Source organism: Pseudomonas sp. S3_A09, from assembly GCF_054668065.1.
In genome coordinates, this window is the sequence record NZ_CP162752.1 from 6,095,069 (window position 1) to 6,121,044 (window position 25,976).

At 59.8% G+C, this 25,976-nt stretch carries 21 protein-coding genes and 2 pseudogenes; 7 read left to right on the forward strand and 16 right to left on the reverse strand.

Annotation, left to right across the window (positions count from 1 at the left end):
- Nucleotides 1–48: 48 nt before the first annotated feature.
- From AB4N92_RS28265 to lexA, 4 genes are read right to left on the reverse strand one after another with little or no spacing between them, the layout of a single operon-like run.
- Nucleotides 49–3,141: an error-prone DNA polymerase gene (locus AB4N92_RS28265; RefSeq protein ID WP_221928146.1), complete on the reverse strand. Its 3,093-nt coding sequence runs from the start codon at nt 3,139–3,141 to the stop codon at nt 49–51.
- Entirely contained in the window at nt 3,117–4,529 is a 1,413-nt protein-coding gene (locus tag AB4N92_RS28270; RefSeq protein ID WP_010209875.1) for a Y-family DNA polymerase, read from the reverse strand. The genes AB4N92_RS28265 and AB4N92_RS28270 overlap by 25 nt, the downstream gene beginning before the upstream one ends.
- Nucleotides 4,530–4,536: 7 nt before the next feature.
- Nucleotides 4,537–5,151 (reverse strand): translesion DNA synthesis-associated protein ImuA, encoded by a 615-nt coding sequence (gene imuA, locus AB4N92_RS28275; RefSeq protein ID WP_236267260.1) that lies wholly within the window; start codon nt 5,149–5,151, stop codon nt 4,537–4,539.
- The gene (gene lexA, locus AB4N92_RS28280; protein WP_021492567.1) at nt 5,151–5,768 is read right to left on the reverse strand and encodes a transcriptional repressor LexA; all 618 of its coding nucleotides are present in this window, start codon (nt 5,766–5,768) and stop codon (nt 5,151–5,153) included. Before lexA ends, imuA begins: the two co-directional genes overlap by 1 nt.
- A 201-nt stretch (nt 5,769–5,969) precedes the next feature.
- On the opposite strand from lexA, the gene AB4N92_RS28285 reads away from it, so the two are divergent.
- Both AB4N92_RS28285 and AB4N92_RS28290 read left to right on the forward strand, forming a co-directional pair.
- Nucleotides 5,970–10,760 (forward strand): RHS repeat-associated core domain-containing protein, encoded by a 4,791-nt coding sequence (locus tag AB4N92_RS28285; RefSeq protein ID WP_460128890.1) that lies wholly within the window; start codon nt 5,970–5,972, stop codon nt 10,758–10,760.
- Nucleotides 10,761–10,763: 3 nt separating this feature from the next.
- On the forward strand, nt 10,764–11,153 hold the full coding sequence (locus tag AB4N92_RS28290; protein ID WP_044287314.1) for a hypothetical protein: 390 nt from the start codon (nt 10,764–10,766) through the stop codon (nt 11,151–11,153).
- Nucleotides 11,154–11,349: 196 nt separating this feature from the next.
- Here AB4N92_RS28290 and AB4N92_RS28295 read toward each other — a convergent pair.
- A pseudogene (locus AB4N92_RS28295) lies at nt 11,350–11,888 on the reverse strand (GDP-mannose pyrophosphatase).
- 144 nt (nt 11,889–12,032) lie between these two features.
- Here AB4N92_RS28295 and AB4N92_RS28300 point away from each other — a divergent pair.
- Nucleotides 12,033–12,446, forward strand: a complete 414-nt coding sequence (locus AB4N92_RS28300) for a hypothetical protein (protein WP_021492280.1) — start codon at nt 12,033–12,035, stop codon at nt 12,444–12,446.
- 200 nt (nt 12,447–12,646) lie between these two features.
- Here the strand turns inward: AB4N92_RS28300 and AB4N92_RS28305 are convergent, their stop codons facing one another.
- Both AB4N92_RS28305 and AB4N92_RS28310 read right to left on the reverse strand, forming a co-directional pair.
- Nucleotides 12,647–13,234 carry an NUDIX domain-containing protein gene (locus AB4N92_RS28305; RefSeq protein WP_137206057.1) on the reverse strand — a complete coding sequence of 196 codons (588 nt, stop codon included), beginning with the start codon at nt 13,232–13,234 and terminating at the stop codon, nt 12,647–12,649.
- 11 nt (nt 13,235–13,245) lie between these two features.
- A complete protein-coding gene (locus AB4N92_RS28310) occupies nt 13,246–14,103 on the reverse strand; it encodes an SDR family NAD(P)-dependent oxidoreductase (protein WP_106120254.1) in 858 nt (285 codons plus the stop codon).
- A 163-nt stretch (nt 14,104–14,266) separates the two neighbouring features.
- Between AB4N92_RS28310 and AB4N92_RS28315 the strand changes: the two genes are divergently transcribed.
- The gene (locus AB4N92_RS28315) at nt 14,267–15,193 is read left to right on the forward strand and encodes an alpha/beta hydrolase (protein WP_010209861.1); all 927 of its coding nucleotides are present in this window, start codon (nt 14,267–14,269) and stop codon (nt 15,191–15,193) included.
- 191 nt (nt 15,194–15,384) lie between these two features.
- On the opposite strand, the gene AB4N92_RS28320 is transcribed toward AB4N92_RS28315, so the two are convergent.
- Entirely contained in the window at nt 15,385–16,545 is a 1,161-nt protein-coding gene (locus AB4N92_RS28320) for an alpha-hydroxy acid oxidase (protein WP_460128895.1), read from the reverse strand.
- Nucleotides 16,546–16,666: 121 nt separating this feature from the next.
- Here AB4N92_RS28320 and AB4N92_RS28325 point away from each other — a divergent pair, with 121 nt between their 5' ends.
- On the forward strand, nt 16,667–17,452 hold the full coding sequence (locus AB4N92_RS28325; RefSeq protein ID WP_154847123.1) for a DeoR/GlpR family DNA-binding transcription regulator: 786 nt from the start codon (nt 16,667–16,669) through the stop codon (nt 17,450–17,452).
- Here AB4N92_RS28325 and AB4N92_RS28330 read toward each other — a convergent pair.
- From AB4N92_RS28330 to AB4N92_RS28340, 3 genes are read right to left on the reverse strand one after another with little or no spacing between them, the layout of a single operon-like run.
- The gene (locus AB4N92_RS28330; protein WP_047543958.1) at nt 17,417–18,154 is read right to left on the reverse strand and encodes a DUF72 domain-containing protein; all 738 of its coding nucleotides are present in this window, start codon (nt 18,152–18,154) and stop codon (nt 17,417–17,419) included. The two genes, AB4N92_RS28325 and AB4N92_RS28330, sit on opposite strands and share 36 nt — an antisense overlap.
- Nucleotides 18,151–18,582: a hypothetical protein gene (locus AB4N92_RS28335; RefSeq protein ID WP_010209854.1), complete on the reverse strand. Its 432-nt coding sequence runs from the start codon at nt 18,580–18,582 to the stop codon at nt 18,151–18,153. The genes AB4N92_RS28330 and AB4N92_RS28335 overlap by 4 nt, the downstream gene beginning before the upstream one ends.
- Nucleotides 18,583–18,584: 2 nt before the next feature.
- A complete protein-coding gene (locus AB4N92_RS28340) occupies nt 18,585–18,797 on the reverse strand; it encodes a hypothetical protein (RefSeq protein ID WP_010209852.1) in 213 nt (70 codons plus the stop codon).
- Between the two features lie 199 nt (nt 18,798–18,996).
- Here AB4N92_RS28340 and AB4N92_RS28345 point away from each other — a divergent pair, with 199 nt between their 5' ends.
- Entirely contained in the window at nt 18,997–19,557 is a 561-nt protein-coding gene (locus AB4N92_RS28345) for a type 1 glutamine amidotransferase domain-containing protein (protein ID WP_069673432.1), read from the forward strand.
- Between the two features lie 62 nt (nt 19,558–19,619).
- Here the strand turns inward: AB4N92_RS28345 and AB4N92_RS28350 are convergent, their stop codons facing one another.
- Nucleotides 19,620–19,826 (reverse strand): PLDc N-terminal domain-containing protein, encoded by a 207-nt coding sequence (locus AB4N92_RS28350; RefSeq protein WP_010209848.1) that lies wholly within the window; start codon nt 19,824–19,826, stop codon nt 19,620–19,622.
- Nucleotides 19,827–20,092: 266 nt separating this feature from the next.
- Between AB4N92_RS28350 and AB4N92_RS28355 the strand changes: the two genes are divergently transcribed.
- Nucleotides 20,093–20,569: a hemerythrin domain-containing protein gene (locus AB4N92_RS28355; protein WP_010209845.1), complete on the forward strand. Its 477-nt coding sequence runs from the start codon at nt 20,093–20,095 to the stop codon at nt 20,567–20,569.
- A gap of 332 nt (nt 20,570–20,901) precedes the next feature.
- Here AB4N92_RS28355 and AB4N92_RS28360 read toward each other — a convergent pair whose 3' ends face one another.
- The 4 genes and pseudogenes from AB4N92_RS28360 to AB4N92_RS28375 all read right to left on the reverse strand — a co-directional run bounded on the left by AB4N92_RS28360 (nt 20,902) and on the right by AB4N92_RS28375 (nt 25,864).
- A complete protein-coding gene (locus tag AB4N92_RS28360; protein ID WP_042572200.1) occupies nt 20,902–21,111 on the reverse strand; it encodes a DUF3079 domain-containing protein in 210 nt (69 codons plus the stop codon).
- 163 nt (nt 21,112–21,274) lie between these two features.
- Complete coding sequence (locus AB4N92_RS28365; protein ID WP_010209839.1) at nt 21,275–22,894, reverse strand: methyl-accepting chemotaxis protein; 1,620 nt, start codon at nt 22,892–22,894, stop codon at nt 21,275–21,277.
- Between the two features lie 70 nt (nt 22,895–22,964).
- Entirely contained in the window at nt 22,965–23,660 is a 696-nt protein-coding gene (locus AB4N92_RS28370; RefSeq protein ID WP_010209838.1) for an anaerobic ribonucleoside-triphosphate reductase activating protein, read from the reverse strand.
- A pseudogene (locus tag AB4N92_RS28375) lies at nt 23,657–25,864 on the reverse strand (ribonucleoside triphosphate reductase). The gene AB4N92_RS28370 and the pseudogene AB4N92_RS28375 overlap by 4 nt, the downstream one beginning before the upstream one ends.
- Between the last annotated feature and the right edge of the window lie 112 nt (nt 25,865–25,976).

The following is a 25,976-nucleotide window of genomic DNA, read 5'->3' on the forward strand; positions in this document are numbered from 1 at the left end:
TTTCATCTTATATAACTTAGGGAGGAATGCCCGCAGAAACCACAGCCCCTAATGAAAATCCCGGCTGCGCACAGTGATGCCTTCCAGCAACGGCGTCAGGTCGGTGAGGCGCCCGGCGATCAGGTGCCGCACTTCACCCACCGCTTCCCAGCGCCCATCCACTTTCATCAGACGCGAGCCCACCAACGCCTGGCGTTGACGCTCAGCCAGATCGCGCCAAACCACCACATTGAGATTGCCGAATTCATCCTCCAGCGTGACAAAAGTCACCCCACTGGCTGTGCCGGGACGCTGACGACCGGTGACCAGGCCGGCAACGCTGACGTTGCGCCCATGCTCCACCGCCATCAGCTCCTGGGAACTGCGGCAGCGCCGCTTGCGCAGTTCCGCACGCAACAATGCCAACGGATGCGGGCCCAGGGTGGTGCCGACCGTGGCATAGTCGGCGTGCAAATCCTCACCCACCGTGGGCGACGGCAACTCCACCACGGCTTCGTCCGGACTCGGCAGGCCGGCAAACAGCCCGAGTTGCTTGTGTACACCGGCGACCTCCCAGCGCGCCTTGTGCCGGTTGCCCGACAGGGCGCGCAAAGCACCCGCATCCGCCAGCAGTGCCTGGGCGCGTGCATCCAGCCCGGCACGATCGTCCAGGTCGGCAATATCGCTGAATGCCCGGCGGTGGCGTGCGGCTTCGATGCGCCGCGCGTCCTCTTCGCGAAACCCCGAGATCATGCGCAAGCCCATGCGAATCGCCGGCTGTGCCCCGTCGATCGGCTCCAGGCTGCAATCCCAGTCGCTGGCTTGCACGTCCACTGGCCGGATCTGCAAGCGATGGCGCCGTGCGTCCTGCAGGATCTGGTCCGGGCTGTAGAACCCCATGGGCCAGCTATTGATCAGCGCACAGGCGAAGGCCGCCGGCTCATGGCACTTGAGCCAGCAACTGGCGTAGGTCAGCAAGGCGAAACTGGCCGCGTGGGATTCGGGGAAGCCATAGCTGCCAAAACCCTTGATCTGCTCGAAGATCTGCGCGGCAAAAGCTTCGCTGTAACCGTTTTTCAGCATGCCGGTGCGCAGGCGTTCCTGGTGCGGTTCCAGGCCACCGTGGCGTTTCCAGGCGGCCATGGAGCGGCGCAACTGATCGGCCTCGCCTGGGCCGTAGTCGGCGGCGACCATGGCGATCTGCATCACCTGCTCCTGGAACAGCGGGATGCCCAGGGTACGTTCCAGCACAACTTTGAGTTCCGGCGAAGGATAAGTGGTTTCCTCCTCCTTGTTCCGCCGCCGCAAGTACGGGTGCACCATGCCACCCTGGATCGGCCCAGGTCGCACGATGGCGACCTCGATCACCAGGTCGTAGAACTTCTGCGGCTTGAGCCTGGGCAACATCGACATCTGCGCCCGCGACTCGATCTGGAATACGCCGATGGTGTCGGCCTTGCTGATCATCGCGTAAGTGGCCGGGTCTTCCTTGGGGATGGTTGCCAAGGCCAGGTCCCGGTTGCGATGGCGGCGCAGCAAGTCGAAACAGCGACGGATTGCGCTGAGCATGCCCAGGGCGAGGATATCCACCTTGAGCAAGCCGACGGCATCGAGGTCGTCCTTGTCCCACTGAATGATGGTGCGCTCGGCCATGGCGGCATTTTCCACCGGCACCAGGGTGTCCAGCGGGTATTCGGAAATCACGAAGCCACCCGGGTGCTGGGACAGGTGCCGGGGAAAGCCGATCAATTGCTGGGTCAGCGTGAGCACGCGGCGCAGGATCGGGCTGTCGGGGTCGAAGCCGCCTTCACGCAGGCGATCCAGCGGGGGCGCTGCGTCACTCCAGCGCCCGCAGCAGTCAGCCAGGGCGTTGATCTGGTCCGGCGGCAGCCCCAAGGCCTTGGCCACATCACGCACCGCGCCGGACGCGTGGTAACTGCTGACCACCGCCGTCAGCGCCGCACGGGTACGGCCGTAACGCTGGAACACGTACTGCAGCACCTCTTCGCGGCGTTCATGTTCGAAGTCCACGTCGATATCCGGCGGTTCATTACGCTCCCTTGAAAGGAAGCGTTCGAACAACATGCTGGTCAGGCTCGGGTCGATCTCGGTGATGCCCAGGGCATAACACACCGCCGAGTTCGCCGCCGAGCCGCGCCCCTGGCACAGGATCGACCGGCTGCGGGCGAACTGCACAATGTCGTGCACCGTAAGGAAGTAACTTTCGTAGCCCAGCTCGCTGATCAACTCCAGCTCGCTGTTGATCTGCTGCGCGGTCTTGGCGTCGACCCCTTGCGGCCAACGTTTGGCGATGCCTTCTTCGGTCACGGCGCGTAGCCAGGATTGGGCGTTGTGGCCAGCGGGCACCAGTTCGCGCGGGTAGTGATAACGCAATTGGCTGAGGTCGAAGGTGCAGCGGCGGGCAATGGTCTCGGTTTCGTCGAGCAAGGGTTGCGGGTACAGCGCGGCCAGGGCGTCGAGGCTGCGCAGGTGCCGCTCGCCATTGGGGTGCAGGCGCGTGCCGGCTTCGGCCACCGGTACGTGATGGCGAATGGCAGTCATGGTGTCTTGCAGGGCGCGGCGGCCACGCGCATGCATGTGCACATCGCCGCAAGCCACCGCGGGGAGGTGCAGGCTGGCGGCCAGTTGCAGGCGTTGTTCCAAGTGACGCGCATCGTTCTGGCCGCAGTGCAAGTGCACCGCCAGCCACAGTCGCTCACCGAAGGTGCGGCGCAGCCATTGGCTATCGGCCTGGGTGTCGCTATCTTCGGCCACCCACAGCGCCAGCAGGCCGGGCAGCGGTTGATCGAAGTCCTCGCGCAGCAGGCGATAGCTGCCCTTTTCGGCACGCCGCCGGGCCAGGGTGATCAAGCGGCACAGGTGCTGGTAGCCGCTGAGGTCTTCCACCAGCAGGACCAGTTTCGGGCCGTTGTCGATGCGCACCTCGCTGCCGATGATCAGCGGCAGCTCCACCGCCTTAGCCGCCTGCCAGGCGCGCACAATGCCGGACAAGGTGCATTCGTCGGTGATCGCCAGCGCGCTGTAGCCTTGGCGCTTGGCGCGCTCGAACAACTCCAGCGCACTGGAGGCGCCGCGCTGGAAGCTGAAGTTGGACAGGCAGTGCAGCTCGGCGTAACTCATGCAAACCAACCCTGCAACCATAATCCATCGCCCTGCCCCACGGTGCGAAAGGCCCAGCCTTGCTGACCGGCGCGCGTCAGGATCAGGTAGTAGTCGCGGCGGATATCGGCGCCGTCCCACCAGCCGGACTCGATGCGCTCAGGCCCCATGAGGATCTGCACACCCTGCTCGCCCAGCAAGGTCGGTTCGTTCAGCAGCCAGCCGGGGCGCTGCACGTTGTTCAGGGTTGGGCACAGGGTTTTATCCGCAGCCGCTTGCCAGGCGCATTCAGGTCGGTGGTCAGCGTGGAAGCGCAGGCCCTGCACCGCTTCATCGCCCAAGCGGGCACGCAGGCGTTCGCGCAGTTGCTCCCATGGCAGGGTTTGTTGCGGGCGGTCGTCGAACAGGTCCTGGCGCTGGGGCACGAACACCGGCAGGTCCTGGGCCACCAGGCGAAAGCCGCGGACCGGTGAGGTGACTTGGACTTGCTCCAGGCGGCCACGCGCCAGTTCAAACAGCATCGCCGGTTCACGCTCGGCGCTGAGCAGGCCGACCTTGATCACGCTATCGGGCGCCTGGGCGTGCTCCAAGTGCAGGTCGAAGCGCTGCACGCCACTGTCGCGACCACAGAGGAAGGCGGACAGATCGCCGGTCAAACGCCTTAAAGGAAACAGCAACGCCTGATGGGATTGCACATCGAAATTCAGCTCGATACGCACATCGAACCGGTCCGGCGGCTGATAGAACGCCAGGCCCAGCGGCCGGTGCCCGACCAGTGCATCCAGGTGCTTGAGCAAGCCGGCATCAAAGCGTCGCGCCAGGGTATGCCGAGGCAGCGCCTGCACCTGGGCCAATGTGCGCAGGCCCATGCGCGACAAGGCCGTAGCGGCCTGCGGGTCAAGACCGGCGCGGTCGATGGGCAGCGGCGCCAGGGCCTGCATCAAGCCGTCATCCTGCACCGCCAAACCATCGTAGATATTTGCCAGCACCCGCGCCGCCGCCGGGTTGGGTGCCGCGACGATACGGTGGCGAAAACCCAGTTCGGTCAACTCTCTGCGCAAGCGCGCTTCGAACCGTGGCCATGGTCCGAACAGCCCCAGGCTCGACTCGATCTCAAACAACAAAGCGCGTGGATAATACAGGCTGACCTGAGAACTGAACTGATAGGCCCAGGCGGCGAGGAACTGCTGGTAGCGTTCGATCTCGGCGGGATCATATTCGGCGCTGGCAAAGGTCTTGGCCAGGGCATGTGCAGCTGTCAGGGATTGACCGGGGCGCAAGCCCAAGGCGCGGGCGGCGTCATTGACCGTTTGCAGCACACGCCGCTGTGGCGTGCCGGCCAGCAAGACCAGAGGCTGCTCCGGTTCGGGATGCGCACGCTGCACTCCGTCCAGCGCCAATTGCGGGAAGACAATACACACCCAGCGCATGGCAACCTCAATGCCCCGCCAGCGTAATCGGCGCCGGATGGGCCAGGCCGCCCCGGCACTTGAGCACGCGCACCTGCGCGGGTTTGGCTTCCACGGCCAGGCGCAAGGCGGCGGGAGATGAGTTGACCGCCTCACTCAAGGCGCGCCAGGCAAAGGCCAGGGTCTGCCCGGTTTCCGCCGCCACTTGCAGGCGCCGCAGCGCGCGGTCATCGGCCTTGCGTGGCCAGCACAACACCGCGCCGCAACTGCCGGAACGCAGGCACTGTTCCACCGCCCACAGGGCATCACGCTCTTCGGCCTGGATCACCGAAAGCAAGCGCAGATCCACCCCGGCGTTCTGCCAGGCATGGGGGTACGGTGTATAGGGCGGCGCCACCAGCACAATGCGCTCCCGCGCCTTTGACAAGCGTGCCAGGGTCGGCAGCACCAGTTGCAGTTCGCCCACCCCCTCCTTGGCCATGAGGATTTCACTCAGGGCCGCCTCCGGCCAGCCGCCCGTGGGCAACACCGCATCCAGCGCCGCCAGCCCGGTGGGGTGCACACTGGCTGGCGGCGTGGCAGGCCGGCCTTTCCAGACACGCCCGCCATTGAACAGCGTGTCCAGTGCAACCACGGAGCCCATCAACCTTGCCTCACCAGACCGCAGAACACCCCTTCGATCGCCAGGTCCTGATCGGGCCCGACCACGATGGGTTGATACGCGGGGTTGCGCGGCAGTAAGCGCACGCTGTCGCCATGGCGTTCGAAACGTTTGATGGTCACTTCACCGTCCAGGCGCGCCACCACAATCTGCCCGTTCAAGGCCTCGGCACTGCGGCGCACGCCCACCAGGTCGCCATCGAGAATACCGTCCTCAATCATCGAATCGCCCTGCACGCGCAGCAGGTAATCCGGGGTTTTCGCGAAGGTCGACGGGTCAAGTTGCAGGCGGCTATGCACCTCGGCATCGGCGCCGATAGGCGAGCCTGCAGCGACACGGCCAAGCACCGGCACATCCAGCCATTGCGGACGCATCGGTTGATTGAGCAAGCGAATACCGCGTGCCTGGTTCGGGTTGACCTCGATAAACCCGGCTTCAGTCAGCGCCAGCACATGCTTGCGCGCCACGCTGCGCGAGGCAAAGCCGAACGCCTCGGCGATCTCGGCGAGGCTGGGGGACTGGCCTTGCTGCGCGATACGGTCGCGGATGAAGGTCAGGATGGCGGTACGGCGGGGCGTTAGAGTTGTCATGGAGTACATTTGTACTCCTGCGGGAAATTTCTGACAATAGCCGCTAGTCGCGTGAGGGACGACAAGGTTTGTCGAAACGTCCTACATGCCTGCCGGATAAGCTCTACTCCCCTCCCGTGAAAAGGTCCGCAAAGTCCCTCGCCTGAGTACACAGTGCGAGGGATTGCGGATGGCGTTGTTTGTTTGGCCCCCGGTTGATGGGGCCGCCTCATGATCGAAGTGACCAGCCAAACCATTGGCTATTTGGTACTGGCCACCCTGGATTCAAAGACGCGAGACGTTGAATCGGTCATCAGCGACTTCAAGCGCTGCCTCAATCACTACGATGCCTGGGCGGAAAGCTTTTTCAGCTTTTCGGCGCTGGATATCGAGCAGGTCTTCAAGGTCGGGGATGAAGTGGCGCTGGTCGCGCCGATCAACCGCTCCCTGTTTCCCAGCACCATCACCGCAACCTGCCAGGCCAACGGCACGTTGACCCTGGTGCACATGTTCCAAAGTTCACGGTTCGTGCCCATTGGCAATACGCCCGTGATGGTGCAACGCATCGATCCAACGGGTGGCCCGCTCGGGGAGCCCCTCCATAAAACCATTGGCCCGAGCGGCATTCTCGAAATCACTGAATGTGATCGCAACCAGCAGTACCGGGTCAGTTTCTACCCCAACGTTTCCACAGCGCATTTCAAGGCGCTGTACGCCTCTTACCAGTCGGTTATCGCGCCGCTGGAAGGTTGGCTGCGCGCTGAATGGACCACCACGTTTGAACCGCTGTGGAAGGGGTATTCCGAAGCCAACTTCCTGGAACGCTATCTCTCGCTGCACCAAGCCTACGCTCGGGGGTTTGGTGAGGCGTTGTATGCGCTCTGGGACAACATCAAGCAGATGTTTCAGTGGCTTTCGGACCCAATGGGTTACGCGGAAAAACTCCTGCATTACCTGTCCCAGGATGAATGTGAAAAGCTGTTGAAGCTCGGCACCGAAAGCATCGCAAAGGGCTTGTTGGTGCTGAGCGATGAGCCGCTGCTGTTCATTTATGTGTCGGCGATGGTCAGCTGGGTGCGGATGTTGCCGCCGCCTTATATGAACGAGTTGCTGGGGGAAATCAGCGCTGAAGTATTGATCAATTTGCTGCTGTGTCTTGCTACCGCAGGAATGGGGATGGCGGTGCGCTTGAGTACGAAGGTGCTGGGCGGCATCAAGTCTCAGCGAGCGCGTAAGTGGTTGGAGCATATGGCTGGGCAGTTCGGGAGGTTCCGTGGGGATGACCACGCGGAGCTGGCTAAGCCGATATTGCTCAGTAGCCGGGCAACGACGATCAAGACGATTCCGGATGTGCCGTTGAAGGCTGGAGATCAGGTGGTTGCCAACCCGGTGCCGCTGGTTCGGGACAAGGCCACGCAACGGACGGTGTTGGTGCGGCAGGAGCCTGTCGACGATGTGCCTGCTTCTGCTCGAAACCCGGCTGGGAATGCCGCTTCGTCTTCGGACAAGACCGCCACCAACGGGTGCCCGGTGTCGATGGTCACGGGCGAGGAACTGCTGACCCTCACCGATGGAACGCTGGACGGGCTCTTGCCGTTTGAGTGGACCCGCTTGTACCGCACCAGTGCGGTGGAAATGGATTGCGGGTTGGGGTTTGGCTGGAGTCACTCGCTGGCGCATCGGCTGAGTGTTTCCGGCGATTCGGTGGTGTGGACCGATCATGAAAATCGCTCGACTGCCCTGCCCTTGCCGACTGTTTCGCGACCTGCAATTACCAATAGCCTGGCCGAAGCGGCGATCTACTTGGGGGCTGTGCCCGATGAGTTAGTCCTGTCTCAAGGGTCACGTTTCTACCACTTCCACGACGGTGCGCTGACAGCGATCAGCGATGCGTATGACAACCGGCTGCGCATTTCCCGTAATTACCTGGGGCAGATTGAGCGGTTGGATAACGGCGTCGGGCGCTCGTTGTTTTTGCGCTATGCGTCGGGCCGCATTGTGGCGGTGGATTACCAGATTGAGCGGGCTGTGGATGACGGCCCATTTGTCTGGGTGACGGAGCAGAACGTTGTTTCCTACGCCTACGACGCTGGTGGACGACTGGTTTGTGCAACCAACGCTGTAGGCGAAAGCGAGGTTTACCGGTACGACGATCAGCACGTGATTCTTGAGCGCGAACTGGCCGGTGGAGCGAGTTTCTTCTGGGCGTGGGAACGGTCTGGCAAGGCTGCACGGTGCGTACGGCACTGGGCCAGTTTCTCGCAGATGGACACGCGGTACGCCTGGGATGACAACGGGCAGGTCACGGTGTTTAACGCCGACGGAAGCCAGGAAGTCTACGTGCATGACCCGCGGGCGCGGCTGGTGCAGCGCGTGGACCCTGACGGTGCCCAACACTTTAAATCCTACGATGACAAAGGCCGACTGACGGTTGAGCAGGATCCGCTGGGAGCGATCACGGCGTATCAGTACGACGAAGCCGGGCGTTTGGTGGCGCTGTTTCCGGGGGACGATGAGCCGACGACCTACGAGCATGACAATGGATTTGTACGGGTTGTAAGGCGGGGTCAGGCGGTCTGGAAATACGAGCGTAATGACCAGGGCGACGTGACGCGCAAGACCGACTCTGACGGCAACGCTACTGACTACAGCTACAACAAATATGGGCAGCTGGTTGGTGTTTGGTACCCGGATCACAGCTGTCATCGGCTGGTGTGGAATGAGCGTGGGCAGTTGCTTGAGGAGCAGTTGCCGAACGGTGGCGTTAAGCGCTATCGCTATGACGACCTTGGGCGACAGGTTGCCCGTGAAGATGCACAGGGGGCGCTAACCCAGTATCAGTGGGACAGCGTAGGTCGGTTGATCCGTGTTGTGCTACCGGGCGGTGCCACACGGGAATACAGCTACAACGCTTACGGAAAAATCACCTCCGAACGCGATGAACTGGGCCACCTCACCCGCTACGAATACGCCGACGGCCTGCACCTGATCAGCCGTCGCATCAACGCTGATGGCACCCAGGTCAAATACCGGTACGACAACGTTAGGTTATTGCTGACCGAAATCGAAAACGAGGTGGGCGAAACCTACCGACTCCAATACCACAGCAACGGCCTGATCCAACAGGAAACCGGCTTTGATGGCCAGCGCACGGCTTACGTCTACGACCTCAACGGCAACCTTCAGGAGAAGACCGAACACGGCGATGACGGCAGTCAGCTGGTTACCCGTTACGAGCGTGACCATGCCGGTCGACTCGTAAGAAAAACCCTACCCGACGGCAGCCTTGTCGATTACGCCTACGACCGCCAAGGCAACCTCTTAAGCGTCGAGGACGGCCACTGGGTGTTGGCCTACGAGTACGACAGCCAAAACCGTCTCACCGCCGAACACCAAGGCTGGGGCACGCTGCGCTATGGCTACGACGCCTGCGGCCAACTGCAAAACCTGCGCCTGCCGGACAACAACCGTCTCACCTTCAACCACGACAAAGGCGGCCACCTCGCGACCGTCGAACTGAACGGTGAAAGCCTTACTTCTCATCTATTCAAAGCCGGCAAGGAACTCCAACGCCAACAAGGCCAACTGATCAGCCACTACCACTATGACGACCAGCAACGCCTGCACGCCCACGCCGTCACCCAGCAACAACACACCCTTTACCAATGCCACTACGACTACGACCAATCCGGCAACCTCACCCGCCTCCTCGACACTCGCAAAGGCGAGCATCACTACCACTACGACCCACTAAACCGCCTCACCCGCGCCGACCACTCCCAAGGCGAGCAAGAACGCTTCGCCCACGACCCGGCTGGCAACCTGCTCATGCAAAACCGCCCCGGCCCCGACATCGTGGCGGGCAATCGCCTGATGATCCAGGGCGACCACCACTACGACTACGACGCCTTCGGCAACCTTATCCGCCAACGACGCGGCAAAGGCCACGCGCTCGTCACCGAATACCGCTACGACTGCCAGCACCGTCTGATCGGCATTAAAAAACCCAATGGCCAGACTGTCAGCTATTGCTACGACCCGTTTGGGCGGCGCATCAGCAAAACCCTTGACGGCATCACTACGGAGTTTTTCTGGCAGGGCGACACACTGATCGCCGAGCACCACGCGGATCGCCACCGCAGTTACCTCTACGAGCCGAACACCTTTCGCCCGCTGGTCCTACTGGAAGGTTTCGGTCCAAAGGAAACCAAGGCCTACCACTACCAACTCGACCACCTGGGTACGCCGCAGGAACTCACCGCCTCCGATGGCAAAATCGTCTGGTCCGCCCATTACCGTGCTTACGGTGAAATCACCCGTCTCGACATCGGAAAAATCGACAACCCGCTGCGTTTCCAGGGCCAATACTTCGACCAAGAAAGCGGGCTGCACTACAACCGCCATCGCTACTACAATCCGGATATTGGTCGTTACCTCACGCCGGACCCGGTGAAGCTGGCGGGTGGGATCAATGCGTACCAATACGTGCCCAACCCTACGGGCTGGGTTGATCCACTGGGTTTGAACACGTGTCCCGGCGGGGATGGATGCAAACCACACACAAACACAGAAAACTCAAATAAACAGCTGAACGTAGACGACGGCACTCCTTCGCTACCAGCATCAAGTAAAAAACAAGAATATTTATATCGAGGGGACTCAAGGCACCCGGACGAAATTTTTGAAACAGGCTTTGAGAGCAGAGGAAAAAGCACTGACCTATACTTACACTCGCAAAACAATGCGAGTCCACCAAGCAATTTTGTGAGCACATCGATATCAAGGGAGCAAGGGTTGACGTTCGCAACATCCTTTGGGTTTGAGGAAGGCTATCTTTACACCCTAAAGAAAATTCCGGGTCGGGATGTCAACAAAGAACTAGGCATTTTATCCGACTATAAAAAGGAGCGCGAAATTGCCATACCAAACCGGATAGATACCAAGGATATTCTAGGAGCCACACCCGTCCACGATGATGGAACGCATAAAGGCTACTCACTCATTAATCCAAATAGAAAATGACCAATGAAAGAACTCGACATAACCATAATCAAAAACACCCAAAGAGAAACCGCTACACTTGGGATTGACAGAGCGACATCAACACTTTCTATAACATTTACCGACGGCACAAAAAAAACATACTCTGACATAGATATATATACATGCTTTGGATTATTAAGAAGAGAGTTCAGTGAAATAGCTTTTTTGTGTAAAGGTTCAAAGGTGAGTGTCTACCCCTCTGCGATGGCCTCACAGATGTCAAGCGGATTAGTTGCTTATGACGTAACAATGAGTGAGCCCGATGCGGAACTCGTTCGTATATTCGATTACGAAGAAAGCAATCTTACAAACGATATCAATGAGCAGATCGCTTATCGAAATAAGTGGGCCGAGTCTCTGCAAACCCGTTAACAACCGCCGTCTGCCTCACGAGGAATCCAACTAGATCTTACGATAATCCGCCATTTAAACAATCTACTTGCTTGCGCTGGACCGCGAAACAACCCCGATCCAGACGATGGGTGTTTTCAAGTGAACACGTGTTGACCGTTTTTAGGGCTGCTGGGCAGCCCGGCACAGGGCAAGCCTTCTCACGACAAAAATTGACTCACCAGCCGTCCTTCAACATCCGCAATTCCAGATGCTGCAACAACATGATGGTCTTCCCATCCACAATCTCGCCGTTTTGCACCATTGCCAACGCCTCATCAAAGCCCAACTCCAACACCTCGATATCCTCACCCTCCTCCTCAAGGCCGCCACCGCTCCCCACCCGATCCCCTGGTTGATATTCACCCATGAAAAAGTGAATCCGCTCCGTCACCGAACCCGGACTCATGAATGCTGCATAAATCTTCTCCACATGCCCCACGCGATACCCGGTTTCCTCTTCCGCTTCCAGGCGAATACGTTCTTCGGGGCTGGCATTGTCGAGCAAACCGGCCGCCGCTTCGATCAGGTAGCCGTGATAGTCGTTGACGAACGTCGGCATGCGAAACTGGCGGATCAGCAACGTCGTACACCTCGCCGGGTGTGGGCTTGCCAGCTGCCGTCGCGGCGGCGCAGGTCGAAGCTGTATTTATTCAGCAGGTGCCAGTTTTCCGAGAGGGTTTCTTCGGCGGTCATGCGAACGGGGCTGTTGTCCAGGCTCGGTTTTCTCAAGAAAGGGGTTGTGCTTGTTTGATACTGTTCCAAGCGGCGACTGCTTCTGCGCTGCTCGCCTTGCTACACCACTCAAAGCCGATGGAAGTTATGTAGGTTATTCGATCCCGAACCCAAACAGGAAATAACATGAAAACACAAAAAATACTCGCAATAATCGGCAGTCAGAAAAAAGAAGTGACTGTAAAATATGACACATCGAAATCAATCATGGTTTTTTCAGAGGCTGATAATTTCAAAACAGTTTACGAAGGAAGAGACATGTATGTCTGCCTCGCAAAAATCAGGGCAGACTTCCCCCACATAACATTTCTATGCAAAGGCGCGAAGTTGAATGTCAAGCCTTCAAGAATGGCATCTCAAATGAGCGCTGGCCTTGTCGCATACGAAATGACGCTAGGCAAGCAAGCCACTAACGAAAACATCGTTCACCTGTTCGATTACGAAGAAGAAAACCTTACTAACAACCCACAAGAACAAATTGACTTCTTTAAAAAGTGGCTAGCATCACTCGGTGCCCAAGATTATGAAAAGTTCAACTGAGTCTTTCTTCATATGAATACTCAACCTAATCTACCGTCCTGGAGTGAGCGAGCTTGTTCGCCTTGGGCCGCCCAGCGGCCCCCCATCCAGGCAATGGTTTTTTCAGCTAAATCAGCAGCGTTTGTTTCAGGGTTGCTCCGCAACCCAACGCAGGGCAAGGCTGCTCACCACAATGAGTGTTCACACCCTAACCAACCAACTCACCACCCTTCTTTGAGCATCCGCAATTCCAGATGCTGCAACAACATGATGGTCTTCCCATCCACAATCTCGCCGTTTTGCACCATTGCCAACGCCTCATCAAAGCCCAACTCCAACACCTCGATATCCTCACCCTCCTCCTCAAGGCCGCCACCGCTCCCCACCCGATCCCCTGGTTGATATTCACCCATGAAAAAGTGAATCCGCTCCGTCACCGACCCCGGACTCATGAATGCTGCATAAATCTTCTCCACATGCCCCACGCGATACCCGGTTTCCTCTTCCGCTTCCAGGCGAATACGTTCTTCGGGGCTGGCATTGTCGAGCAATCCGGCCGCCGCTTCGATCAGGTAGCCGTGATAGTCGTTGACGAACGTCGGCATGCGAAACTGGCGGATCAGCAACACCGTGCGCTGCTCGCGGTTGTACAGCAGGATGGTCGCGCCATTGCCGCGGTCGTACACCTCGCGGGTCTGGGCTTGCCAGCTGCCGTCGCGGCGGCGCAGGTCGAAGCTGTATTTTTTCAGCAGGTACCAGTTTTCCGAGAGGGTTTCTTCGGCGGTCATGCGAACGGGGCTGTTGTCCATGCTCGGGTTTCTCAAGAAAGGGGTTGTGCTTGTTTGATGCTGTTCCAGGCGGCGGCGACTGCTTCTGCGCTGCTCGCCTTGATCCGTGCGAGGTTCCGCGGGTAGTCCACCCCGGGGTTCTCGGTGAAGCGCGTGGCCGTGAATTGCCCGTTGCTGGCGCGCAGGATGTAACCGCTGTCCTGGCATTGCTCAGAGGCGAGGAACACCACCCCCGGCGTCACCCAGTCGGGCTTGAGTTCATCCGGTTCTTCGGTAACGCCCCACATGCGCGTCTTGGCCACCGGCGAGATCGCATTGACCTTGATCCCGGCCTCAGCACCTTCATGACTCAACGCGTTCATGATCCCCAGTTGCGCCATCTTGCCCGCGCTGTAGGCCACCAGTCCAGTCTGCTCATATTGTGTGTACATGGCGCGGTCGGAAGTGGTGAGGATGATGCGCGGCGCGGATGAGCGCAGCAGGTGCGGCCAGGCATGCTTGCACAGCCACAGCGGCGCATAGAGGTTAATGTCCATGGCGCGTTGCAGGAACGCGGCATCGAGGTCGGCGATGTTCTGGTAACCGACCCAGCCGGCGTTGTGAATCAGAATGTCGAGTTGGCCAAAGGCTTCGATGGCGTACGCGATCAGTTGCTGGCAGCCGGTGTTCGTGGACAGGTCGCCACCGTGACCTATCACGTTCAAGCCCTCGGCCTGCAAGGTGTCTGCCGCGGCCTGGACCACCGAGGCATCGCTGCCCACGCCGGCATTATCGGTGCCGATATCGCTGATCACCACCCGCGCGCCGCCCTGGGCCAAAGCCCGTGCATAGCTGAGCCCCAACCCGCGTGCGCCACCCGTGACGAGTGCGGTTTTGCCTGTGAATTCCATGTGCTTGCTCTCCTGTTCGGGCCGCCCACCCTAACAACCCCGGCACGCGTTGTTCAATGGTGTAACACTTTGCAAGGAATACCCGTTTACGGCTGTCGAAATAATTCCTGCCTGGTTGGGCCATCTGGTAAAACCCCTGATTCATCTTTTTCCTGGAACCTTCATGTCCTCTCGTTTCCTCTCGCGCCTGAGCCTGCGCTGGTTTCCCATGGTGTGCATGGCCTTGTTGATCGTCGGTCTGCCGGTGGGTTGCGCCGTGCTGCAACACAAGGAGCGCGAACTGGTGTTTCGCATCGAGCCGGGCACCGCCAGTTGGTACAGCGGCTTGCCCAAGGCGGTGCAGGAGTTCGAACTCAAGCCGGCCAGTTTCAAATCCGGACAGAATATCCATGGCTGGTGGTACCCGGCGGACAAGAAGGACGCACCTGCCATCCTCTACCTGCACGGCGTACGCTGGAACCTCACCGGGCAACTGTTTCGCATCGAGCAACTGCACGCCCTGGGTTATTCGGTACTGGCCATCGACTATCGCGGCTTCGGCCAGAGCCGCGGCGAATTACCGTCGGAAACCACCGTGTACGAAGACGCACGCATTGCCTGGGAGCGTTTCCAGGTACTGCAACCGGACCCAAGCAAACGCCTGATCTACGGACATTCCCTGGGCGGCGCGGTGGCCATCGACCTGGCTGCCGAACTGGGCAGACAAACACCACTGCCGGTGCGCGGCCTGGTGATCGAGTCCACCTTCACATCGCTGGCGGATGTGGCCACGGCCGTGGCGAATACGTCGTTGCCGGTGCGCTGGTTGCTGTCGCAAAAATTCAATTCCATCGACAAGATTGCCGATATCCGTATGCCGCTGCTGGTGGTACATGGCCTTGACGATCGCTACGTGCCGCCGCGCTTCAGCCAGCAGCTGTTTGAAGCCGCCCAGGAGCCAAAGCGGCTGTTATTGGTGCCCGGTGCCAGCCATAACAACAGCATGAGCCTGGCCGGTCGCAGTTATGGCCAGGCGCTGGACAAACTGATGCAAGCGAAGGCACCACCCCACGTTGTCACGCACTCCACAGGCCGTGATCGCGACTCATAAAACGCTTTCCGGCACTGGGTTCGCGCTTGCATGTCAAGCGCAAACCCAGCCCATGCGGGGCCAAACCAGAAGTTGATCAAATAATGATCTCTGCATAAATCGCCAACCCTGCCGGGGCTTCGCAAAGTTATCCACAGAGATACCCACGGTTTTCGTGGACAACTCTTTTTATATTTTTACGATTTTTTTGCTCAGTAAACGCTTTCGGGAAATGTACCCGGCAATAAAATCTCGCGATTCACATCGCGTATATCGTTATACCCACACAGTGCCATCGACACGTCCAGCTCTCGGGCGATAATCTCAAGCGCCTTGGTTACACCTGCCTCGCCCATCGCCCCCAAACCATACAAATGCGGGCGACCGATCATGGTGCCTTTGGCGCCCAATGCCATCGCCTTGAGCACGTCCTGGCCGGAACGAATGCCACCGTCGAGCCAGACCTCAATGCGCTCGCCCACCGCTTCGACAATCGCCGGCAACTGGCTAATGCTCGAAGGCGCGCCATCGAGTTGACGACCGCCGTGGTTGCTCACCACCAGTGCGTCGGCACCGGCATTCGCGGCCAGGTGCGCATCTTCCACATCGAGAACGCCCTTGATGATCAACTTGCCGCCCCAGCACTTCTTGATCCACTCCACATCGTCCCAGCTCAGGCGCGGGTCGAATTGCTGGGCGGTCCAGGACGACAGCGAACTCATGTCCGCCACACCTTTCACGTGCCCGACGATATTGCCGAAGCCACGACGCTGGGTGCCGAGCATGCCCATCACCCAGCGCGGTTTGGTGGCCATGTTGAGGATATTCGGCAGGGTCAACTTCGGCGGCGCGGACAGGCCATTGATCAGATCCTTATGGCGCTGGCCGAGGATCTGCAGGTCGAGGGTCAGCACCAGCGCATCCACGCCGGCAGCCTTGGCGCGCTCGATCAGTTGTTCGATAAAGGCGCGGTCGCGCATCACATACAACTGGAACCAAAACGGCTGGCCGACGTGCTCGGCAATGTCTTCCAGGGAGCAGATGCTCATGGTCGACAAGGTGTAGCGCAGGCCGAACGCGGCGGCGGCGCGGGCGGTGAGAATCTCGCCATCGGCGTGCTGCATGCCGGCCAACCCGGTGGGTGCGAGCGCCACCGGCATGGCCATCTCCTGGCCGATCATCGTGGCGCGGATCGAGCGTTCATCAATGTTGCGCGCCACCCGCTGGCGGAACTTGATGGAGGCAAAATCGCTTTCATTTGCCCGGTAAGTGCTCTCAGTCCAGGAGCCGGAATCGGCGTAGTCGTAGAACATCCGTGGGACACGTTTTTGCGCGAGTTTGCGTAAATCTTCGATGGTTGTGATCAACAGCATCTAGGTCACCTCTCCCTGAACTGAATGCTGAGAGTAACCGCCCATCAGCTGCACAACCAGCCATTGCGTTTAGATCGCAGCGCGACTAATCTGGCACAAACACGCAAAAAGACGCAAAACCATGCACACCACTCATCAAGCCATCGACCTGCCTTCTTTGCGCAAGCAGAAGATTTTGTTGCTGCTGGAACGTGACGGCAAAGTCACCGCCTCGGAGCTGGTGGACCACTTTGCAGTGTCCCAGGACACCATCCGCCGCGACCTCGGCGAACTCGCCGCCGCCGGCCTGCTGCAACGCGTACACGGCGGCGCCCTGCCCCGGCCCAAGGACACCGGCAAAGACTTCTTCACCCGTGTCGGCGAGACTAACGAGGCCAAGCGTCACCTCGCCAGGCTCGCTGCCGACCGCGTGGAAGAGGGGCAAATCGTACTGTTCGACTCCGGGTCTACCACGCTGCAAATTGCCCAGTCGTTGCCACGCTCGATGCGTCTCACTGTGGTCACGACATCCCCCATGATCGCCATCGCCTTGGCCGACCACTCTGACGTAAAGGTGATCCTCACGGGCGGCCAGCTCAACCCGGCGACGCTGTCTACCAGCGGCCATGAAACCGTGCGCATGATCCAGAGCATCAAGGCCGACGTGCTATTCACCGGCGTGTGCGCACTGCATCCGCAAGTGGGCATCAGCTCGTTGCACTTCGATGAGGTGGCGGTCAAGCAAGCCTTGCTCGACAGTGCGTCCCACGTGGTGGCGGTGACCATGGCGGACAAACTCGGCGCCGTGGAGCCCTTTGTGGTGGCGCCGTGCAGTCGCATTCACACGCTGATCACCGAATGGCATGTGCCCAGTGTAGAGGCGTATGAGCAGCTAGGGTTGGAAGTGTTGCGAGTGGACGTCGAGTAGTGACAGCGCATCAGGCGTAGCCAGGCCGCTGGCAGTATTGTCGAAGATGCACCAGGTAGGAATACCAGCCGCTACGGACGCGCTCAACACACGCGCATACGCCTGAACGCGTGAAGCCCCATAGCCACTGTGATAGACACGCGGTGTTCCGTGCAGACGCCAATAATGCACGCCTTGCCAACCGGCCGGCACATCTCCCGCCGGGATCACCGGCGGGTCGGCAGCCACCCGCCCGATCTGCAGAGCCTGCATCATCTCTTCAGCCGCCAACCAGCTCGCGTGCCGTGGTTCAAGCACCACGTCACCGGTAAAACGTTGGCGCAACGCCGTGAAGAATGCGTCGGCAACACTCGGTTCGTATTGCAACGAAGGCGGTAATTGCACCAGCAGGCAACCCAGCTTTTCACCCAGTTGCAGACATTGTCCAAGAAACGCATCCAGTGCGGCCTGGCAGCCATGCAAGCGCAATTCATGGGTGATGCGCTTGGGCACCTTGACTGAAAAACGAAAGCCCGACGGCACCGAATGCGCCCACCGCGCGTACGTCTTCGCCAAGTGCGGGCGATAGAAGGAACTGTTGATTTCCACCGCATTGAAGCGCGACGCATAACGCTCCAAATGCGTGCCCTCCTCGGCAAATGCTGCCCAGTACTCACGCGGCAAACTCCAGCCGGCACAGCCCACAAACAGCGTTGCCGTCAAAACAGCACCTTGGCGGCATCACGCATGAAAATCTCGATGGTCTTGGGCCCGACCCCGTCGAACGCCCCAAGGCGTTTTTCGAAGGCCTCTCGGCTCTCGCTGGCACTGCGCATATGAGTGATCTTGCCGGCATACTCGGCGTTCAACTTGGCGCTGAGGTCGAGTAAACGTTGGGCAGTGGTTTCATCATAGCGCACGTAATGCGCGCGTCCGAGCATGGCTACCAACTCACGCGACGTGCAGTGCTGCAGCTTGCGCGCGGTATCGCGGCCTTGCTCTTCAACGATCACCTTGTAGGCCTGTGCGGCAATCGGTGCCTGGATCCGCTTGCCCATCAGGAAGCTGGCGATAAACCACTTGAACAGGCTGCCGTCATCGCCAGGTTTGAGCTCGATGCCCAACTCCGACGCAGAAATAGAACGGGCCATGTTCAGTGGCCCAGCTTGCGCTCGGCCTTGGCGGCCTGTTCGTTGATGGCATCGGTCTGGCGCTCGGTGTCCTTGATCGAGGTGGGGGTCAGCACTTTATCGACGGTTTCGGTCTTGGGATTCGGGCGTTCCAGGGTCTGGCCTTTTGTGGCTTTATCAGTGCCCTTCTGAGTTTCTTCGGAACTGATGGGGGCTGGGGTCTTATCGGCAGTCATGGTGGTTCTCCAATCAATGGCGCGGGTAAAAATAGCGAGCGCCTATGCAGCAGAAGCCTGCGGCCCTGGATAGTTCAAGGAAATTGCCCGCGCCAACCCGGTGCAAATTTGCTGAAAATTAATTTAAACCTTTGCCACCCGACCCGGATCAACTCTCCCATATCCCATCCTTCGTACACCCATCAGGAGACATTCGATCATGAGTTCAAACCTTAACGGCAAGAAGATTCTGGTCATCACGTCCAACACCGGTATCGAGCGCGATGAACTGCTCAAACCATTGGCAGCGCTGCGCGGTTATGGCGCGACAGTGACCCACGGCTCCAGCACAGGCGGCATCACCCAGACCTTCGTCGGCGATACCGAGAAGGACACGACGGTTGAGTCCGATGCGAAGCTGTCCGAGCTGTCGGGCAGTGATTTCGATGCACTGGTGATCCCTGGCGGTACCGTCAACGCTGACACATTGCGCCAGGATGCAGCGGCGCAGAAGTTGATCAACGAGTTCGTCGAGGCAGGCAAAACCGTGGCGGCAATCTGTCATGGCCCCTGGGCGCTGATCGATGCCGGTGTGATCAAAGGCAAGACCCTGACCTCCTACAAGAGCGTGCGCATCGATCTGGAAAACGCCGGCGCCGCCGGATGGGTCGATGAAGAGGTCAAGGTCTGCAAAGCCAATGGCTGGACCCTGATTACCTCACGCACCCCGGATGATCTGCCGGCGTTCAATGAGGCGATCGCCAAGGCATTGGCAGGCTGATAAGCCTACCGCGCAACGAAAACAGGCGCCTCGACGGCGCCTGTTCTCTATCTACTTCTGCCTCAGCTTTTATGCTGCTGCGGCATTTCGCGTTTAGGCCCGAACATCGCCCAAGCGATAAGGCCCAAAAGTGGCACAAAGATAAGCACCACCACCCACAATCCTTTGGTCTCCCAGCCCCCAGTGCTGCGCAATACGATATTGATCGCCCACAATTCCAGTAGCAGTAGAACCACCGCCAAACCGATCCAGATATATTGAATTTCCATGCTTCACCTCCTAGGTCGTACACGTTAGGTCAAGTGTTTAGCGCGAGGGTTCATTAAAATTTGCGCGAATGTCCCGGGGTTGTGGAATGCAACGTGCAACCGCACCGACCATGCAACCTGCACGACAGGTTCAGTCGCCATGTCATCGTAGGCCTTTGAATTTCCTCACGAATTAAAAACAGCTCAAGTTGGTACAACTGATGCACTCCTGTCATGGACGAGGTGTGCATGTCGACACGCCCTGATTTCCCCGTGAGGTGTCACCCATGAATGCGATTGACCTGCTCAAAGCCGACCACGAACGCGTAAAGGCCCTGTTGACTCAGTTGAGTGAATCCACCGAACGTGGGGTGAAAAAACGCACTGAGTTGTTGGCCAAGCTGGAAGCCGAAATCAGCCTGCATACCAGGCTGGAAGAAGAAATCCTCTACCCGGCGTTCAGGAAGGCTGGTGGCAAGGAACAAGACATCATGTACCACGAGGCCAAGGAAGAGCATCGCACCGTTGACACCCTGGTACTGCCGGACCTGAAGCAGACCGAGCCTTCGACAACGGAGTTTTCCGGCCGCGTCAAAGTGGTCAAGGAATTGCTGGAGCACCATATCGAGGAAGAGGAAACCGAGATGTTCCCGCAAGCTAAAAAGCTGCTAGGCAAAGCGCTGCTGGAAGAACTGGGCGCCGAAATGGAAGCGATGAAAGCAGCGCACAAGAAGTTGCAGTCGACCAAGCCCATGGCGGCTTGATCGAGGCATGACCAGGGCCTGAGAGTAATCCAGGCTCTGGAACCATCACACGAGGGGATTGCGTCATGAAGACCAGATCGTCCCAAAGGATTTTACTCATTGTCGGCCTGTCCGCTTTGCTCACTGGCCCCGCCCTCGCCGCGTTCGGCGATAACCCAGAGCCAGCCGCGAACGCCTTGAATGGTAACGGTGCCGCCGGTTCTGCCCTGCCGCCGGGGACCTACCCCAGCAGCCCCTCCGACAGCAGTAAGAAGACCAAAGACACCGACAAGCAGCCGCCCAGGCCGGCCAAGCCTGCTGATACCCATAAGCCCAGTAAAGATAAACCCCGCTCAAGCAGCTGACGGCTCATCCTTATCCGGCGGCTCGGGCGTAACGCCCCAGTCGCCGTGCTCATACCAGTCATCACCGAGCATCTCCGCAGGGTGCATGGTGCGGTCGGCTCCGTTGCCACAGGCCAGGTCGCTCGCAGCGCAGTAGCGATCACACCCCCAGCAGATACGCTCGGGATGCTTGGGGTGCAGCGGAAAAGGCTTGGCCATGGCATTTGCCTTGTTGGAGACGGTGTTCACACCCTAGTGTTAAAACACCCATGCTGCCTTGACCGAAATCAAGCGCCCAGCCTCACTCTCGATCACGCACTGTTTCGATGCTCGCCGCCGCTATTCACGCCCTGGCGAAGTGCAGTTTTTTGCCGGTATCTGGCTACACTTTAAAGCGCGCCACGGTCTGGTGCAGCGCCCCCGCCATCCCCGCCAGGTCATGCCCCGCCGTCTCGGTATGCAACGCCCCTTGCAGCACCTGCTGCGACAGATTGCGAATGCCCACCAGATTGCGATCCACTTCCCGCGCCACCAACGCCTGCTCCTCGGTGGCGCTGGCAATCATCATGTTGCGCTCGTTGATCTGCGAAATAGACCGGGTAATCTCATCCAAGGCTTCACCCGAACGCTGCGCCACACTCAGTGTCGCCTGCACGCGCTCGCTGCTGCTGTGCATGGCCGCGACCGCATGCTCGGTATCCTGGCGGATATTGCCGATCATCTGCTCGATCTCCTGGGTCGAAGCCTGGGTGCGATGGGCCAACGCCCGCACTTCATCAGCCACCACCGCAAACCCACGCCCGGCGTCCCCAGCCCGCGCTGCTTCAATGGCGGCGTTGAGGGCTAGCAGGTTCGTCTGGTCGGCAATGCTGCGGATCACTTCCAGCACACTGCTGATGTCTTGTACGCGGCCCGCCAGTTGCTGGATGCGTTCGGAGGTTTCCACTACGCCGGTGGCCAGGGTGTTGATCGACGCCACGGTTTCCTGCACCTGGGCACGGCCGCGCTGGGCGGTCTGTTCCGACAGACGCGAAGCCTCGCTGGTGCTCACCGCGTTGCGCGCCACTTCATCCACGGCAGCGGTCATTTCATTCACCGCCGTCGCCGCCTGTTCGATCTCCTGGCCCTGGGACTGCAAGCTGCTGCTGGTCTGGCTGCTCACCGCGCTCAGTTCTTCGGAGGAACTGGCCACGCCGTCCACCGACGTCGCAATGTGCCGCACCATCTGGTTCAGGTTCTGCTGCATCTGGTGCAGGTTGCGCATCACGCTGCCTTCGGCGCTGTTGCCCACTGGCACCACGATGGTCAGGTCGCCCTGGGCAATATGGCTCAGCACGCGCGCGGCTTCGTCCGGCTCGCCGCCCAATGGGCGAATCACGCTGCGGGTGACGATAATCGCGGCGGCAACCACCAGGGCCAAACACAACAGGAACAACCCGATCATGTTGCGCCGGGCCTCGTCGTACAGGACCTGCGCCGCCTGCTCGCGTTCAGCGAACAGACGTCCCTGCATGGCCATCAACGCGTCCAGGCTCTTGAACACCGCAAGCTCGGCGGGCATCACCTGTTGCTTGAGCTGGGCCAGGCCCTGTTCGCGAGCACCTTGCTTGATCAGCGCCTGCACCTGGGTGAAAGCGGCCACATAGGCTTCCCGATGGGTTTTCAAGGTCGCATAGGCGGCCTTGCCTTCGGCGGTATCGAGCAGCGGCTCAAGGGTGGCGAACGCCTCGGTGATGCGTTGCCGGGTGCCGCCGATGGCTTCCTGGGCTTGTTGGTTGTCCTGGTCGATCAGCAAGTCACGGGTGTTGCGGCCGTTATCGCGTACGCCGGTGGCGATCACCATGATCGGCGCTATTTTCGGCCAGTCCTGCTGCACAATCTGTTCGGATTGTTGCTTGAGGGTTGCGAGGTCGTGCAGGGCGTAGAACACCAAACCGACCAGAGCCAGCGGCGCAATCGCGAAACCGATGACAATGCGTTGTGCCGTGGTTAACTGCTTCATTCTGAACCTTCCTTGATGAACACCTGCCCACCAGGGGCAGCATCGATAAAAACGCGGTTGAGGGCGCGGGTCACCCTCGTAAGACAAACGCGGGAAACAACTCACGCAAGCGGCCCCACAGCTCCGGTAACGCAGCCTGTGCCGGGGAACTCGGCAGTTGCGTGTCGAGCATGCTGGCAGTGCGCACCATCTGCACGGCGAAGCGCTGCACGCCACGGGCTTGCAAACGTTGGGCCAGCCGCAGCAGGCGGGCTGGGTCAATCAGGTGCCAATGCACCGTGGTACGGCATTCGTAGTCCATGCCGCTGGCGAGCAAAATATCGAGACTGCGCCAGTTGGCGGCGCCGCTGCCCTTGACCTGGGTGATCGACTGGCAGTCTTCGGCCAGGGCCTTTACGTCAAAACCAACCCAGTCGGCATGCCGCAAAGCATGGGCAAACCCCGCCGGCTTGATCCCCGCGCTGTGCAGGCCGATGTGAAAACCCATCGCCCGGACTTCATCCATCGCCGCCGGCAAACCCTCTTGCAAGGTCGGCTCGCCGCCGCTGAACACCACGGCGTCGAGCAGGTCTCGGCGCCGTTGCAGAAACAGCAACACCCGGCGCCAATCCACTTGCGTGCTCGCGCGCGGCGGGATCAGGTCCGGGTTGTGGCAGTAACGGCAACGCCAGGCACAGCCCTGGCAGAACAGCACACAGGCGAGCATGCCGGGGTAGTCGAGGGTGGTCAGGGGCACCAGGCCCCCGACCCGCAGCGCTCGACTCATTGGCGACCGGCCGCAGCGGCCGTTTCAGTGAAGTGCGCACGCTCCTTGTGCTCGGATTGCTTGCCTGGATTGAACGCCGACACCGGCCGGTGGTAACCCATTACTCGGGTCCAGACTTCGCAGCGCTGGCGTTGTGGCTGGGAGGTTTGCATGGTGAATCTCCTTGGGGTGGAGTTGAGTTGAATGGCTTCATACGGGAGCAAGCAAGCTCGCTCCTACAGGGCGAGGACTTCATCGCACTTGGGGCAGAACTCATGTTCACCGGCGAGGTAGCCATGCACCGGGCAGATCGAAAATGTCGGCGTCACCGTCAGGTACGGCAGCCGGAAACGCCCCAGCGCCTTGCGCACCAATTGCTTGCAGGCCTGGGTCGACGAGATCTGCTCGGCCATGTACAGGTGCAACACAGTGCCGCCGGTGTATTTGCATTGCAGTTCGTCTTGCAGTTCCAGGGCTTCGAAGGGGTCCTGGGTAAAGCCCACCGGCAGTTGCGAGGAATTGGTGTAATACGGCGCGATGTCGCTGCCCGCTTGCAGGATGTTTGGGTAGCGCTTGCGGTCTTCCTTGGCAAAACGGTAGGTGGTGCCTTCCGCCGGGGTGGCTTCAAGGTTGTAGAGGTGGCCGGTGTCTTCCTGGAAGCGCAGCAAAGTGGCGCGCACATGGTCGAGCAATTTGAGGGCAAAGGCGCGGCCCTGTTCGGTGTGCATGCCCTCCTCGTCAGCGCTGAAATTGCGCAGCATCTCGTGCATGCCATTAAGGCCGATGGTGGAGAAGTGATTGCGCAGCGTGCCCAGGTAACGCTTGGTGTAGGGATACAGGCCCGCATCCATGTGGTGTTGGATCACCTTGCGCTTGACCTCCAGGCTTTCCATGGCCATTTCCATCAGGCTGTCCAGGCGTTGCAGCAAGCCTGAGGTGTCGCCCTTGAACAGGTAGCCCAGGCGCGCGCAGTTGATTGTCACCACCCCCAGGGAGCCCGTCTGTTCCGCCGAACCGAACAGCCCGCCACCGCGCTTGAGCAATTCACGCACGTCCAGCTGCAGGCGGCAGCACATCGAGCGCACCTGATTGGGCTGCATATCGGAATTGAGGAAGTTCTGGAAATACGGCAAACCGTAGCGCGCCGTCATCTCGAACAGGCGGTCAGCATTGTCGCTGTCCCAGGGGAAATCATGGGTGATGTTGTAGGTGGGAATCGGAAAGGTGAACACCCGGCCCTTGGCATCCCCGGCCTGCATCACCTCGATGTAGGCGCGGTTGATCAGCTCCATTTCGGCTTGCAGGTCGCCGTAGGCAAACGGCATTTCTTCACCGCCGATCACCGGCACCTGTTCACGTAAATCTTCTGGGCAGACCCAATCGAAGGTCAGGTTGGTAAACGGTGTCTGGGTGCCCCAGCGCGACGGCACGTTGAGGTTGTAGATGAACTCCTGCACGGCCTGGCGCACTTGCGGGTAGCTCAGTTGATCCTTGCGCACATAGGGCGCGAGATAGGTGTCGAACGAACTGAAGGCCTGGGCGCCGGCCCATTCGTTTTGCAGGGTACCGAGGAAGTTGACCATCTGCCCCAGGGCGCTGCTCAAGTGCTTGGGGGGGCCCGCTTCGACCCGGCCCGGCACACCGTTTAGGCCTTCGTGCAACAGCGAACGCAGTGACCAACCGGCGCAGTAGCCGGCAAGCATGTCCAGGTCATGGATATGCAGATCCGCTTCGCGGTGCGCGCGGCCGATCTGCTCGCTGTAGACCTCGTCCAGCCAGTAATTGGCAGTGACCTTGCCTGCCACATTGAGCACCAATCCGCCCAGGGAATAGCCCTGATTGGCATTGGCCTGCACGCGCCAGTCTTCGCGATCGAGGTATTCGTTCATGGAGGTGGCGACCTCTACCAGGGTCTTGCGGTCACGGCGCATGCGGCCGTGTTGTTCGCGGTAGACGATGTAGGCGCGCATCGATTGGAAGTAACCGGCGTCCATCAGCACGCGTTCGACGCTGTCCTGGATGAGTTCGACGTCCAGTTGTTCGATGCCCCTTAGGCGTGCCAATACTGCGCCCAGCAACAGGTCGGCGTCGTTCGCTTGAAACTCCGCGGTGGCAGTGCCGGCGGCGATCAGGGCTTGGCGGATTTTTTCGGCGTCGAAGGGGGCCAGGCTGCCGTCGCGTTTGTGGAGGTGGGTGCTGGTGAGCGGGGTGAGCGTGCTTTGCATTGGAAGCTCCAAACACTACATATAGACAATCCGATAACATAAAACACAATATGCAGTGATATTACGGAGAGAAGCGTTGGAAACCCTTGATCGGGATCAACGTTTTCTGATC

What these genes read in the sequence shown, in the direction of transcription:
- AB4N92_RS28325 (WP_154847123.1), top strand. Translation starts at nt 16,667, where the DNA reads ATGCACACCACTCATCAAGCCATCGACCTGCCTTCTTTGCGCAAGCAG.
- AB4N92_RS28320 (WP_460128895.1), bottom strand. Translation starts at nt 16,545, where the DNA reads ATGCTGTTGATCACAACCATCGAAGATTTACGCAAACTCGCGCAAAAA.
- AB4N92_RS28360 (WP_042572200.1), bottom strand. Translation starts at nt 21,111, where the DNA reads ATGGCCAAGCCTTTTCCGCTGCACCCCAAGCATCCCGAGCGTATCTGC.
- AB4N92_RS28370 (WP_010209838.1), bottom strand. Translation starts at nt 23,660, where the DNA reads ATGAGTCGAGCGCTGCGGGTCGGGGGCCTGGTGCCCCTGACCACCCTC.
- imuA (WP_236267260.1), bottom strand. Translation starts at nt 5,151, where the DNA reads ATGGGCTCCGTGGTTGCACTGGACACGCTGTTCAATGGCGGGCGTGTC.
- AB4N92_RS28340 (WP_010209852.1), bottom strand. Translation starts at nt 18,797, where the DNA reads ATGACTGCCGATAAGACCCCAGCCCCCATCAGTTCCGAAGAAACTCAG.
- AB4N92_RS28315 (WP_010209861.1), top strand. Translation starts at nt 14,267, where the DNA reads ATGTCCTCTCGTTTCCTCTCGCGCCTGAGCCTGCGCTGGTTTCCCATG.
- AB4N92_RS28335 (WP_010209854.1), bottom strand. Translation starts at nt 18,582, where the DNA reads ATGGCCCGTTCTATTTCTGCGTCGGAGTTGGGCATCGAGCTCAAACCT.
- lexA (WP_021492567.1), bottom strand. Translation starts at nt 5,768, where the DNA reads ATGTACTCCATGACAACTCTAACGCCCCGCCGTACCGCCATCCTGACC.
- AB4N92_RS28285 (WP_460128890.1), top strand. Translation starts at nt 5,970, where the DNA reads ATGATCGAAGTGACCAGCCAAACCATTGGCTATTTGGTACTGGCCACC.
- AB4N92_RS28355 (WP_010209845.1), top strand. Translation starts at nt 20,093, where the DNA reads ATGAATGCGATTGACCTGCTCAAAGCCGACCACGAACGCGTAAAGGCC.
- AB4N92_RS28290 (WP_044287314.1), top strand. Translation starts at nt 10,764, where the DNA reads ATGAAAGAACTCGACATAACCATAATCAAAAACACCCAAAGAGAAACC.
- AB4N92_RS28365 (WP_010209839.1), bottom strand. Translation starts at nt 22,894, where the DNA reads ATGAAGCAGTTAACCACGGCACAACGCATTGTCATCGGTTTCGCGATT.
- AB4N92_RS28270 (WP_010209875.1), bottom strand. Translation starts at nt 4,529, where the DNA reads ATGCGCTGGGTGTGTATTGTCTTCCCGCAATTGGCGCTGGACGGAGTG.
- AB4N92_RS28300 (WP_021492280.1), top strand. Translation starts at nt 12,033, where the DNA reads ATGAAAACACAAAAAATACTCGCAATAATCGGCAGTCAGAAAAAAGAA.
- AB4N92_RS28350 (WP_010209848.1), bottom strand. Translation starts at nt 19,826, where the DNA reads ATGGAAATTCAATATATCTGGATCGGTTTGGCGGTGGTTCTACTGCTA.
- AB4N92_RS28310 (WP_106120254.1), bottom strand. Translation starts at nt 14,103, where the DNA reads ATGGAATTCACAGGCAAAACCGCACTCGTCACGGGTGGCGCACGCGGG.
- AB4N92_RS28305 (WP_137206057.1), bottom strand. Translation starts at nt 13,234, where the DNA reads ATGGACAACAGCCCCGTTCGCATGACCGCCGAAGAAACCCTCTCGGAA.
- AB4N92_RS28265 (WP_221928146.1), bottom strand. Translation starts at nt 3,141, where the DNA reads ATGGTTGCAGGGTTGGTTTGCATGAGTTACGCCGAGCTGCACTGCCTG.
- AB4N92_RS28345 (WP_069673432.1), top strand. Translation starts at nt 18,997, where the DNA reads ATGAGTTCAAACCTTAACGGCAAGAAGATTCTGGTCATCACGTCCAAC.